Raw genomic sequence first — 21378 nt, forward strand, 5'->3', positions numbered from 1 at the left:
TATTTGCCTCGGGTACTGAATTGCAGGGTCGCTCAAGGACGGCGCCGTTCTAGACGCTGAGCCGGCCGGGGTCGAGAGGGAGAGAAACCGGCGTCAGCCGGAATCCGCCCGCCACGCTTCTGCCGCGTGGTCGTCGGCGTCGCCGTCCGGGTCGAAGCCGTGCATGTAGAGCGCCCATTGCAGGCCGACGATGGCGCCCTTGACCGGCCGCAGCAGGCCGAGCGTCAGCACCGCCGTCAGCGGCAGCCAGATCGCCAGATGCGTCATGTTGGAGAGATGCCAGGCCATTTCCACGATCAGCATCAGCGGCACCACGATATGGGCGACGATGGTGATGGTGAAATAGGGTGGGGCGTCGTCGGCGCGCTGGTGCGACAGGTCCTCGCCGCAGGCCTCGCAGGCATCGACGACCGTGAGGTAGCCGTTGAACATGCGGCCCTTGCCGCAGGCGGGGCAGCGACACAGGAATCCGCGCGTCATCGCCTGCGCCCATGAACGCTGGGGTCGCGCGGTCGCTTCCGAACTGCTGATCCACTGGTCCATCAGGATCTCCTCGACGCGGCTAATATCGCGCCTCCGACCCATGATACAAGCCGACGCGGCAATCCACCGCGTCGGCGTCTGCCGGTTGCGGGCGTCACTGGCGCCGCGTTGGCCGACGTGCAAAACAGGCGTCGGATCGCCCCCGGTCTTGTCGCACGGTCCGACTCCCCATATAGGGATCGCTTCAAATGAACGAGCTCAAAGCCAGTCCCGCCGCAGTGTTCGCGCATCGCCACCTGCTAGGCATAGAAGGTCTCCTGCCTGCGGAGATCATCGCCCTTCTCGACCTGGCCGAGGAGGCCGTCGAAGTCAGCCGACAGGTCGAGAAGAAAAAGGCCGTTCTGCGCGGCCGCACCCAGATCAACCTGTTCTTCGAAGCGTCGACGCGGACGCAGTCCTCGTTCGAGCTGGCCGGAAAGCGGCTTGGCGCCGACGTGATGAACATGTCGGTCGGCTCGTCCTCGGTGAAGAAGGGCGAGACGCTCATCGATACCGCGATGACGCTGAACGCCATGAACCCGGACATCCTCGTCGTCCGCCACCACGCCGCCGGCGCGGTACATCTGCTCGCGCAGAAGGTCGGCTGCTCGGTGATCAACGCCGGCGACGGCGCGCATGAGCACCCGACCCAGGCCTTGCTCGACGCGCTGACGATCCGCCGCCATAAGGGCCCGATCCACGACCTGACGGTCGCGATCTGCGGCGATATCCTGCATTCGCGCGTCGCCCGCTCCAACATCATGCTGCTGAACGCGCTCGGCGCACGGGTGCGCTGCATCGGGCCGTCGACGCTGCTGCCGAAGGGGGTAGACCGCCTCGGCGTCGAGATCTTCACCGACATGCGCAAGGGGCTGAAGGACGCCGACATCGTCATGATGCTGCGCCTGCAGCGCGAGCGGATGGACGGCTCCTTCGTGCCGTCGGTGCGCGAATATTTCCACTTCTTCGGCCTCGATGCCGAAAAGCTGGCCTATGCCAAGCCCGGCGCGCTCGTCATGCATCCCGGCCCGATGAACCGGGGCGTCGAGATCGACTCTGCCATCGCCGACGGGCCGCAGAGCCTGATCCGCGACCAGGTCGAGATGGGTGTCGCGGTGCGCATGGCCGTGCTCGAGGCGCTGGCGCAGAACCTGCCGAACGGATGAGGGCGAGATGACCGATGAGCGTCTGAATCCGGCCGAGCGTCCGCTCGTCCTCACCAATGCCCGCGTGATCGATCCGTCGCGCAAGCTCGATGCCCGCGGCAGCGTGATCGTCGAAAACGGCGTGATCATCGCCGCCGGCCCCGAGGCCGACGCGGCCGCGTTCCCCGAGAGCGCCGAGATCGTCGATTGCCGCGGCGCCGCCGTGATGCCCGGCCTGATCGACATGCGCGTCTTCGTCGGCGAGCCCGGCGGCGAGCATCGCGAGACCTTCGCCTCCGCCGGCCATTCGGCCGCCGCCGGCGGCGTCACCACCGTCATCATGATGCCCGACACCGATCCCGTGATCGACGATGTGGCGCTGGTCGATTTCATCGCCCGCCGCACGCGCGATACGGCGCTCGTGCGCGTCATGCCGATGGCCGCCATCACCAAGGGCCTCAAGGGCCGCGAGATGACCGAATTCGGCCTGCTGCGCGACGCGGGCGCGGTCGGCTTCACGGATGGCCGCCATTCGATCACCAATGCGCTCGTGCTGCGCCGGGCGCTGACCTACGCGCGCGATTTCGGCGCGCTGATCATGCACCATCCGGCCGATCCCGACCTGACCGGCGCCGGCGTGATGAACGAGGGCGAGACGGCGACCCGGCTCGGCCTTTCCGGCATTCCGAAGGAAGCCGAGATCATCATGCTGGAGCGCGATGTCCGCCTCGCGGCGCTGACGCGCGGCCGCTATCACGCGGCGCAGATCTCCTGCGCGGAATCGCTCGAGATCATCCGCCGCGCCAAGAAGGCGGGCCTTGCCGTCACCTGCGGCGTCTCGGCGACGCATCTGGCGCTGAACGAACTCGATATCGGGCCCTACCGCACCTTCTTCCGCCTGTCGCCGCCGCTCCGCTCGGAAGACGACCGCCAGGCGATGATCGAGGGCGTCGCCGACGGCTCGATCGACGTCATCGTCTCGAGCCACGATCCGCAGGACGTCGACACCAAGCGCCATCCCTTCGCGGAAGCGGCCGACGGCGCCGTCGGCCTCGAGACCCTGCTGGCGGCGGCGCTCCGCCTCGTCAACAATGGCGACGTCGACCTGCTGACCGTGGCGCGCGCGCTGTCGACCCGGCCGGCCGAACTGCTCGGCCTGCCGGGCGGCCGGCTGACCGCCGGCGCTCCCGCCGATCTCGTCCTGGTCGACCCGGCCATGCCCTGGATCTGCGACGGCGAGAAGCTGCGCTCGCGCTCGAAGAACACGCCTTTCGAGGGCGCGCGCTTCGAGGGCCGGGTGCTCCGGACAATCGTTGCGGGCCGGACCGTCTACGCATACGCTGGCGACTGACGGGGTCTCTTCGCGACGCCGGGCTCCGGGAGCCGGCGTCGCTTCTTGTATCTGAGTTTCGGGGGAAGCTGCCATGCTGCCACAGCCGGTCGGCTGGGATCTCACTGCGTCGCTCGTCGTGGCGGCGCTGGTTCTCGGCTATCTCCTTGGCTCGATCCCGTTCGGGCTGATCCTGACCCGCTTCGCCGGGCTCGGCGACATCCGCTCGATCGGCTCCGGCAATATCGGCGCCACCAATGTGCTCAGGACCGGCAACAAGAAGCTCGCCGCCGCGACGCTGATCGGCGACGCGCTGAAGGGGACCGTCGCGGTGCTGGTCGCCGGCCATCTCTGGGGCCCGGAAGCCGCCATCTTCGCCGGCCTCGGCGCGTTTCTCGGCCACATCTTCTCGATCTGGCTGCGCTTCAAGGGCGGCAAGGGCGTCGCCACCTATCTCGGCGTGCTGATCGGACTCGCCTGGCCGATCGCGCTGCTCTTCGCTGTGGTCTGGATCGCCGTCGCCTATATCTCGCGCTATTCGTCGCTGGCGGCGCTGGTCGCCAGCGTCGTCGTGCCGATCGTGCTGTTCGCGATCGGCGACATTCCGAAGGGGCTGCTCTTCGCCGTCCTGTCGCTGATCCTGATCGTCAAGCATCGCGCCAATATCGGGCGGCTCCTCGGCGGCACCGAAAGCCGCATCGGCCAGAAGGGCTAAGGCGATGGCGGGCGGGGAAGACGGTTCTCCCCGCGACGCCAGGCCGGCCGGCGACGATCGTCTTTCGGAGCGGGAGCGGCTGGCCTGGCTGAGGCTGATCCGCAGCGAGAATGTCGGCCCGGTCACCTTCCGCCAGCTGATCCGCCATTTCGGCTCCGCCAGCGCCGCCCTCGACGGTCTGCCCGGGCTCGCCGCCCGCAGCGGCCGGCAGGCGCGCGTCGCGGGCCGCGCCGACGCCGAGCGCGAGATGGCGCAGCTCGCCCGGCTCGGCGGCCGCCTCGTCGCCATCGGCGAGCCCGATTATCCCGCCTGGCTGAAGGCGATCGACGCCGCGCCGCCCTTGATCTCGGTGCGTGGCGGCGTCGCCGTGCTCGCGCGGCCGATGATCGCCATCGTCGGCGCCCGCAGCGCCTCCGTCGCCGGCTGCCGGATGGCGCAGCGCCTGGCGCGCGATCTCGGCGAGGCCGGCTTCGTCGTCGTCTCGGGCCTGGCGCGCGGCATCGACGCGGCGGCGCACCAGGCGGCGCTGTCCCGGGGGACGGTCGCCGTCTTCGCCGGCGGCCTCGACCGGCTCTACCCGCCGGAGAACGCCGCGCTCGCCGACAGCATCCTCGAGGCGGGCGGCGCGCATGTCTCCGAGATGCCGCTCGGCTGGGAGCCGCGCTCGCGCGATTTTCCGCGCCGCAACCGCCTGGTGTCCGGCATGGCCTCCGGCACGCTCCTGGTCGAGGCGGCGCAGCGCTCGGGCTCGCTGATCACGGCGCGGCTCGCCGGCGAGCAGGGCAGGGCGGTGTTCGCCGTGCCGGGATCGCCGCTCGATCCGCGCGCCGCCGGCACCAACCAGTTGATCAAGCAGGGCGCCCATCTCGTCACCGAGGCCGCCGACGTGCTGGAGATCGTGGCGCCGATGATCGGCCCCGCCTTCGCGCCGAAGCCCGACTGGCTGGCCGATCGCGGCGACGGCATGGCCGAGCGGCTGGCGGCGCCGGAATTCTCCGGCGAGGCGCGCGACGACGGCGATCCGGATGGGGTGGAGGATCCGGCGCGGGGCGACCGCGAGCGGCTGGTCGAGGCGCTCGGGCCGGTGCCGACCGAGATCGACGCCTTGATTCGGTTCACGGGGCTGTCGGCGGGGCTGGTGCAGGTGCTGCTGCTGGAGCTCGACCTCGCCGGCCGGATCGAGCATCACGCCGGCCAGCGCGTCTCGCTGCTTGCCTGAGGCGGGGCGACGGCCTCGGACAAGGCCCCGGGCGTGTCGTCGCCCCGATGAATGCCGGGAGGTTCTAGCCGTGATAGTGTGTGCGCCGGCTCTGTTCGCGGGCTTCTTCCTCGGCGATGGCGAGGAGATAGGAAAGCAGCTCCAGGCCCACGCCGGCGGCCATGCCCCGCAGTTCCCGGGTCATGTCGGCGATGTACACGGCCTGTTCGTGCCGGAGGCTCATGCCGTCGAGCCTGGCCGTTCCGCCCGGGTCGCTGGTATCTTCCGGTTGCCACCCCATATCCATACCTCGACTGTTGGGAGACCAGGCTTACTTTCACATAGTTGCACGACAAATCAGTTGCAACCAATAAGAGCAAGCGCGTTTGGTCTGCCCGGCTTCATTGACAGTCAGGGTGCTTTCCGGGATTGTCCAGCCCGAATGCGCCCACCTCCGTGGGCTGGCGGGGTTTCCGCCTTGTTCCAAATCCCGTCGGACCGGGCTTCGTCGCTCGTTCGGCCTTTTCGTAAATGGCATTGATGAATCTCGTCATCGTGGAATCGCCCGCCAAGGCGAAAACGATCAACAAGTACCTCGGCTCCGACTACAACGTCGTGGCGTCCTACGGCCATGTCCGCGACCTGCCGTCGAAGGACGGCTCGGTGCTGCCGGACGAGGATTTCGCCATGAGCTGGGAGGCGGACCCGAAGTCCGCCAAGCGCCTCACCGACATGGCCGCCGCCGCCAAGGCCGCCGACCGCATCATCCTCGCAACCGACCCGGATCGCGAAGGCGAGGCGATCTCCTGGCACGTGCTCGAGGTGCTGAAGCAGAAGCGGGCGCTGAAGGACAAGCCGGTCGAGCGCGTCGTCTTCAACGCCATCACCAAGCAGGCCGTCCTCGACGCGATGAAGAATCCGCGTCCGATCGACGAGGCGCTGGTCGACGCCTATCTGGCGCGCCGCGCGCTCGACTATCTGGTTGGCTTCACGTTGTCGCCGGTCTTGTGGCGCAAGCTGCCGGGCGCCCGCTCGGCCGGCCGCGTCCAGTCGGTGGCGCTGCGCCTCGTCTGCGACCGCGAGAACGAGATCGAGGTCTTCAAGCCGCGCGAGTACTGGTCGCTGCTGGCGACGCTGGCGACGCCGCGCGGCGACGAGTTCGAGGCACGCCTCGTCGGTGCCGACGGCAAGAAGATCAGCCGCCTCGACGTCGGCACGGCCGAGGAGGCGGAAGCCTTCCGAAAGGCGCTCGACGCCGGCCGCTACACCGTGGCCGACATCGAGTCGAAGCCTGCGAAGCGCCATCCCTTCGCGCCGTTCACCACCTCGACCCTGCAGCAGGAGGCGAGCCGCAAGCTCGGCTTCGCGCCGAACCGCACCATGCAGCTGGCGCAGCGCCTCTATGAAGGCGTCGACATCGGCGGCGAGACGGTCGGTCTCATCACCTATATGCGTACCGACGGCGTCGACATGGCGCCGGAGGCGGTCGCCGCCGTCCGCGGCGTGATCGGCGAGGACTTTTCCGCCAAGCATTTGCCGGACGCGCCGCGTAAATACCAGGTCAAGGCGAAGAACGCCCAGGAGGCGCACGAGGCGATCCGCCCGACCGATCCGAAGCGCCGCCCGCGCGAGGTCGCCCGCTATGTCGACCAGGACCAGGCCCGTCTCTACGAGCTGATCTGGAAGCGCACCGTCGCCAGCCAGATGGAATCGGCCGAGATGCAGCGCACCGCCGTCGACATCCTCGTCGATGCCGGCGGCCGCAAGATCGACCTGCGCGCCTCGGGCCAGGTGCTGACCTTCGACGGCTTCCTTGCCCTCTACAATGAAGACAAGGACGACGACGGCGACGAGGACGAAGGTCGCCTGCCGCGCATGGAGAAGGGCGAGGCCCTGACCAAGAAGGCGATCGCCGCCACCCAGCATTTCACCGAGCCGCCGCCGCGCTACAGCGAGGCGACGCTGGTGAAGCGCATGGAAGAGCTCGGCATCGGCCGTCCCTCGACCTATGCGGCGACGCTCGGCGTGCTGCGCGACCGCGAATATGTGCGGATCGAGAAGAAGCGCCTCGTTCCCGAGGACAAGGGCCGCCTCGTCACGGCGTTCCTGCAGAGCTTCTTCGCCCGCTACGTCGAATATGATTTCACCGCCGATCTGGAAGAGAAGCTCGACCAGATCTCGGCCGGCGAAATCGCCTGGAAGGACGTGCTGCGCCAGTTCTGGCTGCAGTTCTCGACCGATGTCGGCGAGACCAAGGAACTGCGCGTCGCACAGGTTCTCGATGCGTTGAACGATCTGCTCGGTCCGCACATCTTCCCGGCCCGCGCCGATGGCGGCGACCCGCGCGCCTGTCCGTCCTGCGGCACCGGCCGCCTGTCGCTGAAGCTCGGCAAGTTCGGCTCGTTCATCGGCTGCTCCAACTATCCGGAGTGCCGCTATACTCGCCAGCTCGCCGTCTCCGGCGACGAGGCGACCCCGGGCGAGAATGGCGAGAACGGCTCCGCGCTTGGCGCCGACGGCGCCAAGGTGCTCGGCAAGGATCCGGTCACCGGCCTCGACGTGACGCTGCGCACCGGCCGCTTCGGCCCCTATGTCCAGCTCGGCGAGCCGGAGGGCAAGGAAAAGCCGAAGCGTTCCTCGCTGCCCAAGGGCTGGGAGGCGGGAAGCCTGGACCTCGAAAAGGCGCTGGCGCTCCTGTCGCTGCCGCGCGAAGTCGGCATCCATCCCGAGGACGGCAAGCCGATCCAGGCCGGCATCGGCCGCTATGGCCCGTTCCTCCTGCATGATGGCAAATACGCCAATCTCGACAGTGTCGACGAGGTGTTCACCGTCGGCATCAACCGCGCCGTCTCGGCGATCGCCGAGAAGGCGGCGCGCGGCGGCCGTCCGGCCCGGGCCGGCGCCGAGCCCTTGAAGACGCTCGGCGACCACCCGACATTGGGCGGGCCGATCACCGTGCATGCCGGCAAGTACGGTCCCTACGTCAAGCACGGCGCCGTCAATGCGACGCTGCCGAAGACGCTGGCGCCGGAGACCGTCTCGCTCGACGAGGCCGTCGCGCTGATCGCCGAGAAGGCGGGCAAGACGCCGGCCAAGAAGACGCGCGCGGCGGCGAAGCCGAAGGCGGAAGCCAAGACCACCACCAAGAAGGCGCCGGCCAAGAAGGCCGCCGCCAAGGTCGCCGACGGCGACGACGTGTCGGAAGACGCGCCGGCCAAGAAGGCGCCGGCCAAGAAGGCGCCCGCCAAGAAGACGGCTGCCGCCAAGAAGCCGGCCGCGAAGAAGGCCGCGCCCAAGAAATCGGCCGTCGAGGCCGACGCCGAGTAATCGGCCGCCGAGCACACAATCGAGGCCGGCTGTTGCCAGAACTGGCGCAGCCGGCCATTCTCATTTCTCCCCCTTGGGAGAGGACGGGCGAAGTCCCGGCCGCACCCCTTTCCGAATTGGACACAATCTACTTGGCCAAGAAGCCAGAAACTCCCCCCAAAGCCGCCAAGGTCCGGACGCCCGGCGCGAGATCCGCGACGCGTTCCGCCGCCTTCGCCAAGGCCTCCGGCAAGCCGGTCGCCCCCGTCGCGCCGCTCGCCAATGGCATGCCGTCGCGCGAGGCGATCCTTGCCTATATCGCCGAGCATCCCGGCAAGGCGACCAAGCGCGAGATCTCGAAGCATTTCGGCATTTCCGGCGGCGCCCGCATCGCGCTGAAGCGCCTGCTCAAGGAACTGAGCGAGGACGGCCTCGTCGAGAAGCATCGCAAGAAGCTGACGCGTCCGGGCGACATCCCGGCCATCACCGTGCTGCTCATCACCGAGCGCGACGACGACGGCGAATTCGTCGCCCAGCCCGCCAACTGGGACAGCGACCATGGCTCGCCGCCGCGCGTCCTGATCCGGCAGAACCGCGGCAAGCCGCTGGTTCCCGCGCCCGGCGTCGGCGACCGCGTGCTGGCGCATGTCGATCCCGCTGATCTCGGTGAAACCGGCTTCGCGCACACGGCGCGCATCATCAAGGTGCTCGAAAAGCGGGCGGCCTCGATCCTCGGCGTCGTGCGCATCACGCCCGGCGGCGCGCGCATCGAGCCGGTCGACCGCAAGCAGAAGGAAGCCGACGTCTCGCCGGACGACCTGAACGGCGCCAAGAACGGCGATCTCGTCTCGGTCGAGCCGAAGCGCGCCACGCGCTACGGCCTGCCGCGCGTCCGCGTCATCGAGGTGATCGGCGAGATGACGAGCGAGAAGGCGGTCTCGATGATCGCCATCCACGCGCACGACATCCCCTACATCTTCCCGGCGCAGGTGCTGGAAGACGCCGAGGCGGCGAAGCCCGCCAAGCTTTCCGGCGGCCGCGAGGACTGGCGCGACATCCCGCTCGTCACCATCGACCCCGCCGACGCCAAGGATCACGACGACGCCGTCTATGCCGAGCCGGATACCGACCCGGAGAATCCCGGCGGCTTCCTCGTCACCGTCGCGATCGCCGACGTCGCCTGGTATGTGCGGCCGAATTCGGCGCTCGACCGCGAGGCGCTGAAGCGCGGCAACTCGGTCTATTTCCCCGACCGCGTCGTGCCGATGCTGCCGGAGCGGATCTCGAACGACCTCTGCTCGCTGCGCGAGAGTGAAGACAGGCCGGCGCTTGCCGTCCGGATGCAGTTCACCGCCGAGGGCAAGAAGAAGTTCCACTGGTTCCACCGCATCATGATGCGGTCGGCGGCCAAGCTCTCCTACCAGCAGGCGCAGGCGGCGATCGACGGTCGCCCGGACGACAAGACCGGCCCGCTTCTGGAGCCGATCCTGAAGCCGCTCTGGGCGGCCTACGCGGTGATGAAGCGCGGCCGCGACAGCCGCGAGCCGCTCGATCTCGACCTGCCCGAGCGCAAGGTGATCGTCGGCGCCGACGGCGCCATCGACCGGATCGTCGTTCCCGAACGCCTCGACGCGCACAAGCTGATCGAGGAGTTCATGATCCAGGCGAACGTCGCCGCCGCCGAGACGCTGGAGCGCAAGGGATCGCCGCTCGTCTATCGCGTGCATGATGCTCCGTCGCTCGCCAAGCTCGAATCGCTGCGCGAATTCCTCGCCACGATCGAGATGAACCTGCCGAAGAGCGGCAATCTCAGGCCGAGCAACTTCAACACCATCCTCGACCGGGTGAAGGACAGCGAGCACGCCGCCCTCGTCAACGAGGTGGTGCTGCGCTCGCAGAGCCAGGCGATCTACAGCCCCGAGAACATCGGCCATTTCGGCTTGAACCTGCGCCGCTACGCCCACTTCACCTCGCCGATCCGCCGCTATGCCGATTTGATCGTGCATCGTGCGCTGATCCGCTCGCTCGAGATGGGCGAGGGCGGGCTGCAGGACGGCATCGACAAGGATCTGGAAGCGATCGCGCAGGAGATCTCCGGCGCCGAGCGCCGCGCCATGGCGGCCGAGCGCGAGACGATCGACCGTCTCGTCGCGCATTGGCTGGCCGACCGGATCGGCGCGCATTTCTTCGGCCGCATCGCCGGCGTCACCCGCGCGGGCCTCTTCGTCAAGCTCGACGAGACCGGCGCCGACGGCTTCGTGCCGATCGGCTCGATCGGCTCCGATTTCTACCAGTACGACGAGGCCCGCCAGGCCGTCATCGGCGCCCGCAATGGCGAGATGTTCCGGCTCGGCGATACGGTCGAGGTCAAGCTTGTCGAGGTGGCGCCGGTCGCCGGCGCGCTCCGCTTCGAGCTGATGTCCGACGGCAAGATGCTGCCGAAGGGCGAGCGCAAGGTCGCGGAGCGGGAGTTCCGCGGACGCGGCCGGCCGACGGGCGGTTCGTTCAAGGGACGGCCGGGGGGCAAGCGGCGGTAGATAATCTCGAATCCTTGAGGCAAGACACCGGCGCCTTTTGCCCCTATTAACCTTGGCGGGCCATAAGAGTCGCGGGCCGAGTTACGGGGCAGGAGAGGCATGGTTTCGCCGGATTACGAGACGCACGAAGTCATCAACCAGGTCGCGTTCCGCGTGGGCGCGAGCCTCTATGCGTCCGACCCGGTGCTGGCGGCCCTCGTCGAGGGATTGCCGCGGCCGGTCGTCGACGGGCTTGCAACCCATGGTCAGCAATGGGGTTCGGCCGAAATGGCCGACCTGGCGCGGCTCGCCAATGCCGTGCCGCCGGTGCTGAAGACGCATGACGCGTCCGGCCGCCGGGCCGACATGGTCGAGTTCCACCCCGCCTATCACGCGCTGATGCGGCGCAGCGTCGCCGCCGGCCTGCAGGCGTCGATCTGGGATGCCAGCGGCGACGAGGCCAGCGTCCGCGCCGTGGCGCGCGCCGCGCGCATCTACATGACCGCCCAGGTCGAGGCCGGCCATGTCGGCGCCATGTCGGTGACCAGCGCCAGCGTGGCGGCGCTCGCGCATGCGCCGAAGCTGGCCGAGACCTGGCTGCCGATGATCCGCTCGCGCCGCTACGATTCGCGCGTCATCCCCGCCGCGCAGAAGGCGGGCGCGCTGTTCGCCTTCGCCACCACCGAGAAGCAGGGCGGATCCGACCTGCGCGCCAGCTCCACCCGCGCCGACGCGTCGGGCGACGGCAGCTACCGCATCGTCGGCCACAAATGGTTCGTCTCCGCGCCGATGAGCGACGCGCTGATGGTCCTGGCGCAGACGCTGGAGGGGCTCTCCTTCTTCCTGGTGCCGCGCTTCCTGCCCGACGGCAAGCGCAACCCGATCCGCCTGACCCGGCTGAAGGACAAGCTCGGCACGCGCTCCAACGCGGTCGCCGAGATCGAATTCCCCGGCACCACCGGCTTCCTCGTCGGCGAGGCGGGCCGTGGCGTCGCCACCATCAACGAGACGGTGACGCTGACCCGCGTCGACAGCGCGCTCACCTCCGCCGGCATCTCGCGCGCGGCGCTGGCGGAGGCGGTGCACTATGCCCGCCATCGCAAGGCCTTCGGCGCGCCGCTGATCGACCAGCCGCTGATGACCCGCGTGCTCGCCGACATGGCGCTCGACGTCACCGCGTCGGCGGCGCTCGCCTTCCGTCTCGCCGAGGCGGTCGACCGCTCGCATGACGATCCGGTCGAGGCCGCCTTCGCCCGGCTGATGACGCCGGTGGTCAAGTACTGGATCACCAAGGTGACGCCGGCCGTGGTCGCCGAGGCGATCGAATGCACCGGCGGCAACGGCTTCGTCGAGGACAACCACCTGGCGCGGCTCTATCGCGACGCGCTGGCGCCGGCGCTGGCCGACGGTCCCGGCAACGTGCTTTGCCTCGACGTGCTGCGCATTCTGCGCCGTTCGTCGGATTCGCTCGAGGCCGTGCTCCGCGTGATCGAGGACGGGCTCGGCCAGGCCGCCCGCTCGACGCTCAACGTGCTGCGCGCCGCCACCGCCGTGGCGCTGGCGGACGAGGGCTCGGCCCGCATCCTGGTCGAGCAGCTCGCCATGACCGTCGCCGCCGCCGCGATGCGTCGCCGCTTTCCGGCCGTGGTCGCCGACGCCTTCCTGGAATCGCGCCTCGGCAAGCCGTGGCGTTCGACCTACGGCATGCTCGACGCGCGCTTCGATGCGCGCGCCTTCGTCGACTACATCTGCCCGAGGGGCTGATCCGGATCGTCCTCGCGCGCGGCCTCGGCGTCGCGCGCGAGCTTCTGCAGACGGTCGAGCGCGCCCTGCAGGATGAAGGCCGCCGCCATCTTGTCGACCAGCTCGCCGCGCCGCTTGCGGCTGGTATCGGCCTCGAGCAGCGTCCGCGTCACCGCCACCGTCGACAGCCGCTCGTCCCAGAACGACACCGGAATATCGATCTTCGGCAGCAGGTTGCGCACGAAGGCGCGTGTCGCCTGGGCACGCGGCCCCTCCGTGCCGTCCATGTTGAGCGGCAGGCCGATGACGATGCCGGCCACCTGGCGCTCGCCGATCAGCTTGATCAGCGTCTCGGCGTCCTGGGTGAACTTCACCCGGTTGATCAGGACCAGCGGCGAGGCGATGCGCCGGCCGAGATCCGAGATCGCGACGCCGATGGTCTTGGTGCCGAGGTCGAGCCCGATCAGCGCCGCCGCCGGCGGCAGGGATTCGCGAAGCTCGGGGAATTCCAGGATGGTGCCGGCCATGTCCGCGCCCTCAGATGTAGACGACGGCGACGAAGCCGAGGATGACGACGATGGTGCCGATGATCATTACCGTCGAGAAGTGCCGGTCGATGATGGCGCGCGCCTGCGGCCCGAAGGCGTAGAACAGCGCCGCCACCAGCAGGAAGCGCAGGCCGCGCGTGATGATGCAGGCGATGATGAAGGTCGCCAGGTTCAGATGCGCGACGCCGGAGGCGATCGTCACCAGCTTGAACGGGATCGGCGTCAGCCCCTTCGCCACGATGATCCAGCCGCCCCATTCGTCGAAACGGGTCTGGAAGGTGTGGAAGGCTTCCTGCAGATTGTAGAAATTGATTACCGGCTGGCCGATCGCCTCATAAAGGCCGGCGCCGATGGCATAGCCGGCGAGGCCGCCGAGCACGGAAGCGACGGTGCAGACGAGGGCGGCGACCCAGGCGCGCCGGCGATTGGCCAGCACGATCGCCGCCAGCACCGGATCGGGCGGGATCGGGAAGAACGACGCCTCGGCGAAGGACACGATCGCCAGCAGCCAGAGCGCATGCTTTCCGGCCGAGAGCACCATGATCCTGTCGAAGAGGCGCTTCATCAGCCCGTTGCGGCCGGCCTTCGGCGCGGTTGCTTCCATGTCCGTCACAGTCCCTCCGGTCGTTCGTTCCGCCCTTATCACGGATCGTGATCCGCGCGGCAACATGGCGCTCTGCCGCGCCGCGCGAAAGCGCCGTCCGGGGCTAGCCAATTCCGGCAGCCCGCCCATATTGGAGCGGGAATTCGACAGAAGGATGGACCTTACCCATGAAGCTCACCTGGCTCGGCCACTCGGCCTTTCACCTTGAAATCAAGGGCGCCGTCATCCTCATCGATCCGTTCTTCACGGGCAATCCGAGCTTTCCGGGCAATGAAGAGGCGTGGAAGCGCGGCGTCACCCATATCCTGCTGACGCATGGCCATGGCGATCATCTCGGCGACACCGTCGCGATCGCCAGGGCGACCGGCGCCAAGGTCGTCGCCGATGCCGATCTCGCCGGCTACCTCGCCCACAAGGGCGTCGCCCATGTCGACCCGATGAATTCGGGCGGCACCACCGACCAGGGCGCCTTCCGCGTCTCGATGACGGTGGCGCACCATTCCTCCGCCACGCTCGACGAAAACGGCGTCTCGCATTCGCTCGGTCATCCGCACGGCCTCGTCATCGCCGCCCCGGGCGAAAAGACGCTCTATCATGCCGGCGACACCGACATCTTCTCCGACATGGCGCTGATCGACGAGATCTACCAGCCGAAGATCGGCATCCTGCCGATCGGCGACCGTTTCACCATGGGCGGCAAGGTGGCGGCTCTGGCGGCGCGCCGGTTCTTCCATTTCGACACGGTGATCCCCTGCCACTACGCCACCTTCGGTCTGCTCGATGCGACGGCGGACACGTTCGTCGAGGCGATGCAGGGCGCCGATGCGAAGGTGGCGGTGCCGGCGGTCGGCGAGACGCTGACGCTCTGAGGCGGGAACAAGACCCTCACCCAACCCTCTCTCGCAAGCGGGCGACGGCTTCTATTGCGTATGCTTGCCCCACACTCGGCGTCATCCCGGGCGAAGACCCGGGATCCATTCCGCCGGGTTGGCAGGCATGCGAGCCGGAGAGGCTTCGGCTGCATGGATCCTCGCCTGCGCGAGGATGTGGTCCGGATCGAACGGCCGCTGGCAAGCGGCGCCGGGGCTCCCTCCCGCCTGCGGGAGAGGGCTGGGGTGAGGGCCTGCCGCGACCGACCAAAAGAAAAGGCCGGCGAAGCGCCGGCCTTTTCGGTTTTCGTGAGCGCTGCCCCGAAAGGCCGCGCGATCTACTGGCGATATTGCTGAATCCGCGTCGTCCGGAGCCCGGCGAGGCCGTGCTGGTCGATCGATTGCTGCCAGGAGATGAACTCCTCGACGGTCAGCGTATAACGCTGACACGCTTCTTCTAGGCTGAGCAGGCCCCCCCGCACCGCCGCGACGACTTCTGCCTTGCGGCGTATAACCCAACGCTTCGTGTCACGCGGCGGCAGATCGGCAATCGTAAGCGGACTGCCGTCCGGCCCGATGACGTATTTGACGCGCGGACGCATTTGATCGGTCATTCTACTCTCACACACTCAACCTGACCTTGCGATGGTGAGACTACGACGTCGGCTTTAAAAATTGACTAAGCGCTCGGCAACAATTCGGTAACGCCTGCAAGCACCTGCGGGAGGTGGAATCCGCCGCGGCGCATCGGTTTTCGTGGCCGCGCCGCCGCCGCCCCGGATCCGCCGATCCGCTTCCATTCAGGATTGTGGCGACGCTTGCGCCTTGAAGATGACGCGATCGCCGCTATAGTCCCGCCCTTAACGCGGCTTCGCCGCCCCATGCGTTTCTGCTGTCGCGGCGAGAAGTTGGCCGCGGCATCCCGGCAAGGCATCCCCACCATGCTCAACAGCCTCGATCTTCCCGGCCGCCCCGAGGACACGCGCATCGTCGTCGCGATGTCGGGCGGCGTCGATTCCTCGGTGGTGGCGGGGCTTTTGAAACGCGAGGGCTACGACGTCGTCGGCATGACGCTGCAGCTCTACGATCATGGCGAGGCGACGCACCGGAAGGGCGCCTGCTGCGCGGGCCAGGACATCCACGACGCCCGCCGCGTCGCGGAAAGGCTCGAGATCCCGCACTACGTGCTCGACTATGAGGAGCGCTTCCGCAAGTCGGTGATCGACAGCTTCGCCGCGAGCTACATCGCCGGCGAGACGCCGATCCCCTGCGTGGCCTGCAACCAGACGGTCAAGTTCTCCGATCTCCTGACCACCGCGCGCGAACTCGGCGCGGCGGCGCTCGCCACCGGCCACTACGTGCAGAGCCGGTTGCTCGGAAACGGCCATCGCGGCATGTTCCGTCCGTCCGATCTCGATCGCGACCAGAGCTATTTCCTGTTCGCGACGACGCCGGAGCAGCTCGATTTCATCCGCTTCCCGCTCGGCCACCTGACCAAGCCGGAAACCCGCGCCATCGCCCGCGAGCTCGGCCTCGAGATCGCCGACAAGCACGACAGCCAGGACATCTGCTTCGTGCCGAACGGCAAATATTCGGATGTCATCGAGCGGCTGAAGCCGGGCGCGGCCGAGGGCGGCGAGATCGTGCATATCGACGGCCGCGTGCTGGGCCGGCACGAGGGCATCATCCACTACACGGTCGGCCAGCGCCGCGGCCTTGGTGTCGCTTCCGCCGATCCGCTCTATGTCATCCATCTCGACGCCGTGCGCGGCCGCGTCATCGTCGGCCCGCGCGAGGCGCTCGCCGCCCGCCGGCTGGTGCTGCGCAACGTCAACTGGCTCGGCGACCTGCCGCTGGAGGCGGCCGGCGCCGAGGGGATGGAGATTTTTGCCCGCGTGCGTTCGACGCGCCCGCCGCAGCGCGCCGAGATCCGCCGGAAGGACGGCGAGATCCAGGTTTCGCTGCTGGACGGCGAGACCGGCGTCGCACCCGGCCAGGCCTGCGTCTTCTATGCGGGCGAAGGGGAGGGCGCGCGCGTGCTTGGAGGCGGCTGGATCGCCCGGGCCGAGCGCAACGCCGAGGCGGAGCAGGCGCTCCGCCGCCTGATCGTGACGGATAGCGTCGCCGCAGCCTGAGGGAGAGCAATGCCGGAGTTTTTCGAAGACGTCGCCCGCAAGTGGAAGTCCTTTGCCGGCAAGCGCCGCGCGTCGAACCGCATCGACGAGAACGCGGTCCGCAATACCTATGCCCGCTGGGCGCCGATCTATGACCGGGTCTTCGGCTATGTCTTCGATTCCGGCCGCCGCGCCGCGGTGAGCTTCATCAACGAGCTGCCGGCCGGCCGCATCCTCGAATGCGGCGTCGGCACCGGCATCTCGCTGCCGCATTACAGCCGCGACCACCGCATCACCGGCATCGACCTCTCGCCCGAGATGCTCGACGTCGCGCGCGAGCGCGTGGCCGAGGCGAAGCTTCCCCATGTCGAGGCGCTGGAAGTCGCCGACGCCGGCGATCTCCAGATGGCGGATGCGAGCTTCGACACCTCGGTCGCCATGTTCGTGCTGACGGTGGTGCCGGATCCGCGCGCGGTGATGGGCGAGCTCGCCCGCGTCACGCGGCCGGGCGGGGCCGTCGTGCTGGTCAGCCATTTCCCCGAGCAGAAGGGCTGGCGCGGCTGGATCGGCGAAAGGCTGGCACCGCTTTCCGCAGCGCTCGGCTGGCACATGGATTTCGACATCAACCGCATTCTCGGCCGCACCGATCTGCGCCTGGTCGACCGTCGCCGCGTCGGCCCGATCGGGTTTTTCACACTGCTCGTATTTGAGCGTGTGTGAAGCGCTGTCGAAGCTTGACAGCCCTCGGCCCGTCTCCCTATAAGCGGGCCATTCCAGCCGGCGCAAGCGCCGGCCCTGGGGCGGAGTAGCTCAGCTGGTTAGAGCAGCGGAATCATAATCCGCGTGTCGGGGGTTCAAGTCCCTCCTCCGCTACCAACATCCTCCAGGCGAGTTCGCCGGCGTCCAGGACGCGGCGAAATCCGTCGATCTCCCGCCATTTGTCGTCCCGTGCAGGGTTTGGCTGTCGCCGTGCAGCCAGGCGGCCGACAGGGTATCGGGCAGGGTAGCGAGGCATTCGCGAAGCGTTTGATGTCCTGCGGCGGAGGCGATGGCGCTTACGGATGCTGCGCGCAGGAACGCCAAGCCTGCCGAAAGAGGCTTCAAACTCCACGATTCCTGCCGGCTCTATGCGCTGGTTCGCCCCGATGGGTCGAAACTCCGGCGCCTTAACTACAGATTTCAGGGCAAGGCCAAGACCCTCTCCATCGGCGCATAGCTGATGGCGAAGGAAGGCCGCTGACGGGCAACGATCGTCATGCGCTTCTCTTCGGGAAGGACAAGCTGCTGCGGGCCGCGTTCTGGTCGATCCCCATGCGCGACATGGACGGCTCCAGGCGCCCAATGCCATCAACCGCTTCGGCATCGGCGGTTATGACAAGCTGACCCTCGACGAGGACGGCCCGCTCGGCAGGCCGGTACAGGCCGCATCGCCGGCGCGGACAAGGAGGCGAACTGGCTTCCGGCGCCCAAGGGACGGTCCAGCCCAGCATGCGGATCTGTTCGCCGCGCGTCAGCGACAATCGCTACGTCCTGCATTTCGCCAAGGACGAGATACCGCCGGTTCTCGGCTGCTGGCCGCTGTCCCGGTCAATCGTTTGCAAGGCTATTCTTTGACCGCGCCTTGGGTGAGCCCGTCGATGATATGACGCTGAAACAGGAGGACCAATAGCACCAGCGGGATGGTCACGACGATCGACGCGGCGGCAATGTCGCCCCAGGGAATGTAGTGGAGGTTGGTGAAGTTCGCGATTCCGACCGGCACAGTCTGATGGTCGATGTTCGACGTGAAGGCGAGCGCGAACATGAACTCGTTCCAGGCGGCGATGAAGGCCAGCAGGCCCGTCGTCACCAGGCTTGGCGCCGATATGGGCAGGATGATGCGCCAGAAGAGACCGAAGGAGGAACAGCCGTCCATCCGCGCCGCCTCGTCAATCTCACGCGGCAGCGTGTCGAAGTAGCCGAACATGACCCACGTGACGAGGGGGACTCCAAGCGCCACATAGGTAATGGCGAGGCCGGCATATGTATCGAGAAGCGAGAATTCGGAAGCGATGAGATAGAGAGGGCCCACGATCGCGATCTGCGGGAACATGGACACCGAAAGGATCGTCGCCAGAATGCCGAACCGACCGCTTATGTCGAGCCGCGACAGGGAAAAGCCGGCAAGTGCCCCCACCGCGAGGCAGAAAAAGGTGGTGAGACCGGCAACAATGAGAGAATTGCGCAAATAGAGCTGGAAGCTCTTCTCGACGAAGATGTTGAAGTAGTGGTCGAGTGTCAGTGGCGACGGAATGAAGGACGGGGTAGCCGCTGTCAATTCGACATCGTTCTGGAATGAGGTGGAAAGCTGCCACAGGAATGGAGCCGCCGACCAGAACAGGATTAGGAAGCCGCCGAGATAGATGAGGGCCACCTGCAGACGAGTGCGTTCGTAAATCATCTCGGCATCCGCATCTTGCGCATGATGAAGAATCCGAAGCCGATCGCGATCAGCATTTCGGTGATGAACATCGCCGTAGCCATGGCTGAGCCATAGCCAAACTGCAGCGCCGAGAAGAGCGTCTTGTAGGATAGGGTCGACAGAGTCTCCGTCGCATCTGCCGGACCGCCCCCCGTGAGCACGTAGACAAGATCGAAGACCCGGAAGGCGTCCAGCGCTCTGAACATCCCTGCAATCAACAGGGTCGGCATGAGAAGGGGCAGCCGGACATGGAAGAAGGTAGCGACGGCGCCGGCGCCATCCATGCGAGCCGCCTCAATCAGCGATTTTGGGATCGTCTGCAAGCCTGCCATCAGCAGAAGCGCCATGAAGGGCGCCGTCTTCCAGACGTCGGCAATGATGATCGTCGTCATCGCATGGTCAACCGAGCCGTACCAATTGATGTTTTCGGCGATGAGGCCCGTGCTGCGCAGCACCCAATTCACGACGCCATACTGGCCATCGAACAGCCAGCCGAACATCTTGGACGTCACGACGGTCGGCATCGCCCACGGTACGAGCATCGCGGCGCGCACCAGCGAGCGACCGGCGAAACGCTCGACGAGCAACAGGGCCATGATGAGGCCGAGAGCGGTTTCGGCCAGCGTGGAGACGAAGGTGAAATAGACGGTGTGCTGCCAGGCATTCCAGAAGAGTTCGTCGCCGAGCAGCTGCGCGTAGTTCTCGATGCCGACGAAATCGTTTTCCTGCGTCACCAGCGAGGTGTTGGTGAACGATAGCCGAATGCCGTTCAAGATCGGATAGAGCGATACCGTCCCAAGCGATACGGCGATCGGCAGCAGGAAGAGCCAGGGGGTGAGGCGCGGCATGTACCGGCCGATTCCCCGAAGGGAACCGGCCGGCGTCGCGGCAGGGAGGGTCCGCGCTGTCATTACTTCGAGACGATCGCGTCGATCTTCTTGCTCGCCGCTTCCAACTCTTCCTTGACCTTGCCGGTGACGAGGGCGCGGGAGATGCCGGACTGCGCGGCAAGTGAGACCTGCGGATATTTCGGTGTCTTGGGACGCGGCGTGGCGCCGGTGAATACCGGCTTGAGGGACTGCATGAAGGGTTGCTCCTTGCCCAGGGTCGCGTCGTCGAATACGGCGGGTCGGGTCGGGGCGATGCCCATCTTGAGCGCGAAGCGCAGCTGCGTCTCCGGCGACGCCATCCAGGTCAGAAATTCGACGGCGGCCTCACGCTGCTTCGTATTGGCATTGATGCCATACTGGTAGCCGCCGAGGCAGCCTGCGCTTTTTCCGCCGGGGAAATGCGGCAGCGGGGCGACGCCCACCTTGCCGGCGACCTTGGAGGCCTTTTCGTCCTGAGCCAGCACATAGACATAGGACCAATTGCGCAGGAAGGCCGCTTCGCCCCCGGTGAAGGGCGCGCGCGACGGTTCCTCATCCCATGACAGGACGTCAGCCGGGCTGATCTTGTATTTGTTGATCGTGTCGTGAAGAAACTGGATCGCCTCGACGGCCTTGTCCGAGCCGAGCGTCGCAGAGCGCCCGTCGGCCGACAGGATCGACGCATTGTTGGAGGCGAGCACCGAGACGGCGTCGCACACCAGCACCTCTGCCTGCTTGCCCTGCCACAGGAAGCCGAATTTGGTCTTCTTGTCTGCCTGAAGCTTCATGGCCGCGGCGACCATGTCGGCCCAGGTCTCGGGCACCTTGGCGCCGATCTCGTCCAGCAGGTCCTTTCGGTAGAACAGCATCCCCGAATCGATACCCCAGGGCAGCGCCGTCAACTTGTTGTCATAGGTGCAGGCGTCGATCGTACCGTCGAAGAACTGGCCCTTCACGGAACCGAAATATTCGTCGAGGGGCAACGCCCAGCCGGCCGCGGCAAACTCGGCGATCCAGATGACGTCCTGCGTAAAGACATCCGGTGAACCGTTCTTGCGCGCGAGCTGCTGCACCAGGCTCTGATGCACCTCGGTCGAGGAACTTGGCGGCGGAAGCTCGATTTATTTGACGAAGATCCTGCTCTGCGACTCGTTGAAGGTGTCGACGACGTTCCCGATCGTCTCGGTCCCCTGGAACTTGGCACTGGCAAAACTGATTTCGACGCGGTCGGCAGCGCGCGCAAAGCGTGGCATTCCGATCGCAGCGGTGCCCGCGGCAAGGCCTGCCCCCATCATGAACTGGCGACGGGCGATACCGCGGCTCCCTCCAGAGGAGGTCTTCGTTATCTTGGTCATTCCTCTCTCCCTGCTATGCCAACGATCCTTCGCCGGCTGTTTTTTGCATTATGCTCGCCGCGCTCCTCCGCGAGTCAAGCATA

Annotated in this window: 20 protein-coding genes and 1 tRNA gene; 11 read left to right on the forward strand and 10 right to left on the reverse strand. The window is 67.2% G+C overall.

Annotated elements, in window-relative coordinates; translation table 11 throughout:
- Positions 1 to 93 precede the first annotated feature (93 nt).
- Positions 94 to 543, reverse strand: a complete 450-nt coding sequence (locus OSH07_RS19195) for a DUF983 domain-containing protein (protein WP_266340288.1) — start codon at positions 541 to 543, stop codon at positions 94 to 96.
- Positions 544 to 731: 188 nt separating this feature from the next.
- Here OSH07_RS19195 and OSH07_RS19200 point away from each other — a divergent pair, with 188 nt between their 5' ends.
- From OSH07_RS19200 to dprA, 4 genes are all read left to right on the forward strand, one after another.
- The gene (locus OSH07_RS19200) at positions 732 to 1688 is read left to right on the forward strand and encodes an aspartate carbamoyltransferase catalytic subunit (RefSeq protein ID WP_266340289.1); all 957 of its coding nucleotides are present in this window, start codon (positions 732 to 734) and stop codon (positions 1686 to 1688) included.
- A 7-nt stretch (positions 1689 to 1695) separates the two neighbouring features.
- Positions 1696 to 3018 carry a dihydroorotase gene (locus tag OSH07_RS19205; RefSeq protein ID WP_266340290.1) on the forward strand — a complete coding sequence of 441 codons (1323 nt, stop codon included), beginning with the start codon at positions 1696 to 1698 and terminating at the stop codon, positions 3016 to 3018.
- A 73-nt stretch (positions 3019 to 3091) separates the two neighbouring features.
- Positions 3092 to 3712 carry a glycerol-3-phosphate 1-O-acyltransferase PlsY gene (gene plsY / locus OSH07_RS19210; protein ID WP_266340291.1) on the forward strand — a complete coding sequence of 207 codons (621 nt, stop codon included), beginning with the start codon at positions 3092 to 3094 and terminating at the stop codon, positions 3710 to 3712.
- A gap of 4 nt (positions 3713 to 3716) precedes the next feature.
- Positions 3717 to 4931: a DNA-processing protein DprA gene (dprA, locus tag OSH07_RS19215; protein ID WP_266340292.1), complete on the forward strand. Its 1215-nt coding sequence runs from the start codon at positions 3717 to 3719 to the stop codon at positions 4929 to 4931.
- A gap of 64 nt (positions 4932 to 4995) precedes the next feature.
- Here dprA and OSH07_RS19220 read toward each other — a convergent pair whose 3' ends face one another.
- Complete coding sequence (locus tag OSH07_RS19220; RefSeq protein WP_266340293.1) at positions 4996 to 5154, reverse strand: hypothetical protein; 159 nt, start codon at positions 5152 to 5154, stop codon at positions 4996 to 4998.
- Positions 5155 to 5450: 296 nt separating this feature from the next.
- Between OSH07_RS19220 and topA the strand changes: the two genes are divergently transcribed.
- The 3 genes from topA (at position 5451) to OSH07_RS19235 (ending at position 12496) form a co-directional block, all read left to right on the forward strand.
- The gene (topA, locus tag OSH07_RS19225; RefSeq protein ID WP_266340347.1) at positions 5451 to 8237 is read left to right on the forward strand and encodes a type I DNA topoisomerase; all 2787 of its coding nucleotides are present in this window, start codon (positions 5451 to 5453) and stop codon (positions 8235 to 8237) included.
- 266 nt (positions 8238 to 8503) lie between these two features.
- Entirely contained in the window at positions 8504 to 10753 is a 2250-nt protein-coding gene (gene rnr, locus OSH07_RS19230) for a ribonuclease R (protein ID WP_266340348.1), read from the forward strand.
- Positions 10754 to 10852: 99 nt separating this feature from the next.
- Positions 10853 to 12496, forward strand: a complete 1644-nt coding sequence (locus tag OSH07_RS19235; RefSeq protein WP_266340294.1) for an acyl-CoA dehydrogenase family protein — start codon at positions 10853 to 10855, stop codon at positions 12494 to 12496.
- Here OSH07_RS19235 and ruvX read toward each other — a convergent pair.
- Both ruvX and OSH07_RS19245 read right to left on the reverse strand, forming a co-directional pair.
- Positions 12475 to 13002 (reverse strand): Holliday junction resolvase RuvX, encoded by a 528-nt coding sequence (gene ruvX / locus OSH07_RS19240; protein WP_266340295.1) that lies wholly within the window; start codon positions 13000 to 13002, stop codon positions 12475 to 12477. The two genes, OSH07_RS19235 and ruvX, sit on opposite strands and share 22 nt — an antisense overlap.
- 10 nt (positions 13003 to 13012) lie before the next feature.
- The gene (locus tag OSH07_RS19245; RefSeq protein WP_266340296.1) at positions 13013 to 13627 is read right to left on the reverse strand and encodes a YqaA family protein; all 615 of its coding nucleotides are present in this window, start codon (positions 13625 to 13627) and stop codon (positions 13013 to 13015) included.
- A gap of 167 nt (positions 13628 to 13794) precedes the next feature.
- Here OSH07_RS19245 and OSH07_RS19250 point away from each other — a divergent pair, with 167 nt between their 5' ends.
- Positions 13795 to 14496, forward strand: a complete 702-nt coding sequence (locus tag OSH07_RS19250; RefSeq protein ID WP_266340297.1) for a metal-dependent hydrolase — start codon at positions 13795 to 13797, stop codon at positions 14494 to 14496.
- A gap of 338 nt (positions 14497 to 14834) precedes the next feature.
- On the opposite strand, the gene sciP is transcribed toward OSH07_RS19250, so the two are convergent.
- Positions 14835 to 15110, reverse strand: a complete 276-nt coding sequence (gene sciP, locus OSH07_RS19255; RefSeq protein WP_026303994.1) for a CtrA inhibitor SciP — start codon at positions 15108 to 15110, stop codon at positions 14835 to 14837.
- 327 nt (positions 15111 to 15437) lie between these two features.
- Here sciP and mnmA point away from each other — a divergent pair, with 327 nt between their 5' ends.
- The 3 genes from mnmA (at position 15438) to OSH07_RS19270 (ending at position 17486) form a co-directional block, all read left to right on the forward strand.
- Positions 15438 to 16631, forward strand: coding sequence for a tRNA 2-thiouridine(34) synthase MnmA (mnmA, locus tag OSH07_RS19260; protein ID WP_266340298.1), 1194 nt, complete (start codon positions 15438 to 15440; stop codon positions 16629 to 16631).
- Between the two features lie 9 nt (positions 16632 to 16640).
- The gene (locus tag OSH07_RS19265; RefSeq protein WP_266340299.1) at positions 16641 to 17330 is read left to right on the forward strand and encodes a class I SAM-dependent methyltransferase; all 690 of its coding nucleotides are present in this window, start codon (positions 16641 to 16643) and stop codon (positions 17328 to 17330) included.
- A gap of 79 nt (positions 17331 to 17409) precedes the next feature.
- Positions 17410 to 17486 (forward strand) — tRNA-Met (locus OSH07_RS19270).
- 377 nt (positions 17487 to 17863) lie between these two features.
- On the opposite strand, the gene OSH07_RS19275 is transcribed toward OSH07_RS19270, so the two are convergent.
- The 5 genes from OSH07_RS19275 to OSH07_RS19295 form a co-directional block, all read right to left on the reverse strand.
- Positions 17864 to 18130, reverse strand: a complete 267-nt coding sequence (locus tag OSH07_RS19275; RefSeq protein WP_266340300.1) for a hypothetical protein — start codon at positions 18128 to 18130, stop codon at positions 17864 to 17866.
- An 83-nt stretch (positions 18131 to 18213) separates the two neighbouring features.
- Positions 18214 to 19050 (reverse strand): carbohydrate ABC transporter permease, encoded by an 837-nt coding sequence (locus OSH07_RS19280; protein WP_266340301.1) that lies wholly within the window; start codon positions 19048 to 19050, stop codon positions 18214 to 18216.
- The gene (locus tag OSH07_RS19285) at positions 19047 to 19919 is read right to left on the reverse strand and encodes a carbohydrate ABC transporter permease (RefSeq protein ID WP_266340302.1); all 873 of its coding nucleotides are present in this window, start codon (positions 19917 to 19919) and stop codon (positions 19047 to 19049) included. The genes OSH07_RS19280 and OSH07_RS19285 overlap by 4 nt, the downstream gene beginning before the upstream one ends.
- 62 nt (positions 19920 to 19981) lie before the next feature.
- A complete protein-coding gene (locus OSH07_RS19290; RefSeq protein ID WP_266340349.1) occupies positions 19982 to 21061 on the reverse strand; it encodes an ABC transporter substrate-binding protein in 1080 nt (359 codons plus the stop codon).
- Positions 21062 to 21295 carry a hypothetical protein gene (locus OSH07_RS19295; RefSeq protein ID WP_266340303.1) on the reverse strand — a complete coding sequence of 78 codons (234 nt, stop codon included), beginning with the start codon at positions 21293 to 21295 and terminating at the stop codon, positions 21062 to 21064.
- Between the last annotated feature and the right edge of the window lie 83 nt (positions 21296 to 21378).

The sequence above is a fragment of the Kaistia nematophila genome (assembly GCF_026343855.1).
GTDB classification, from domain to species: domain Bacteria; phylum Pseudomonadota; class Alphaproteobacteria; order Rhizobiales; family Kaistiaceae; genus Kaistia; species Kaistia nematophila.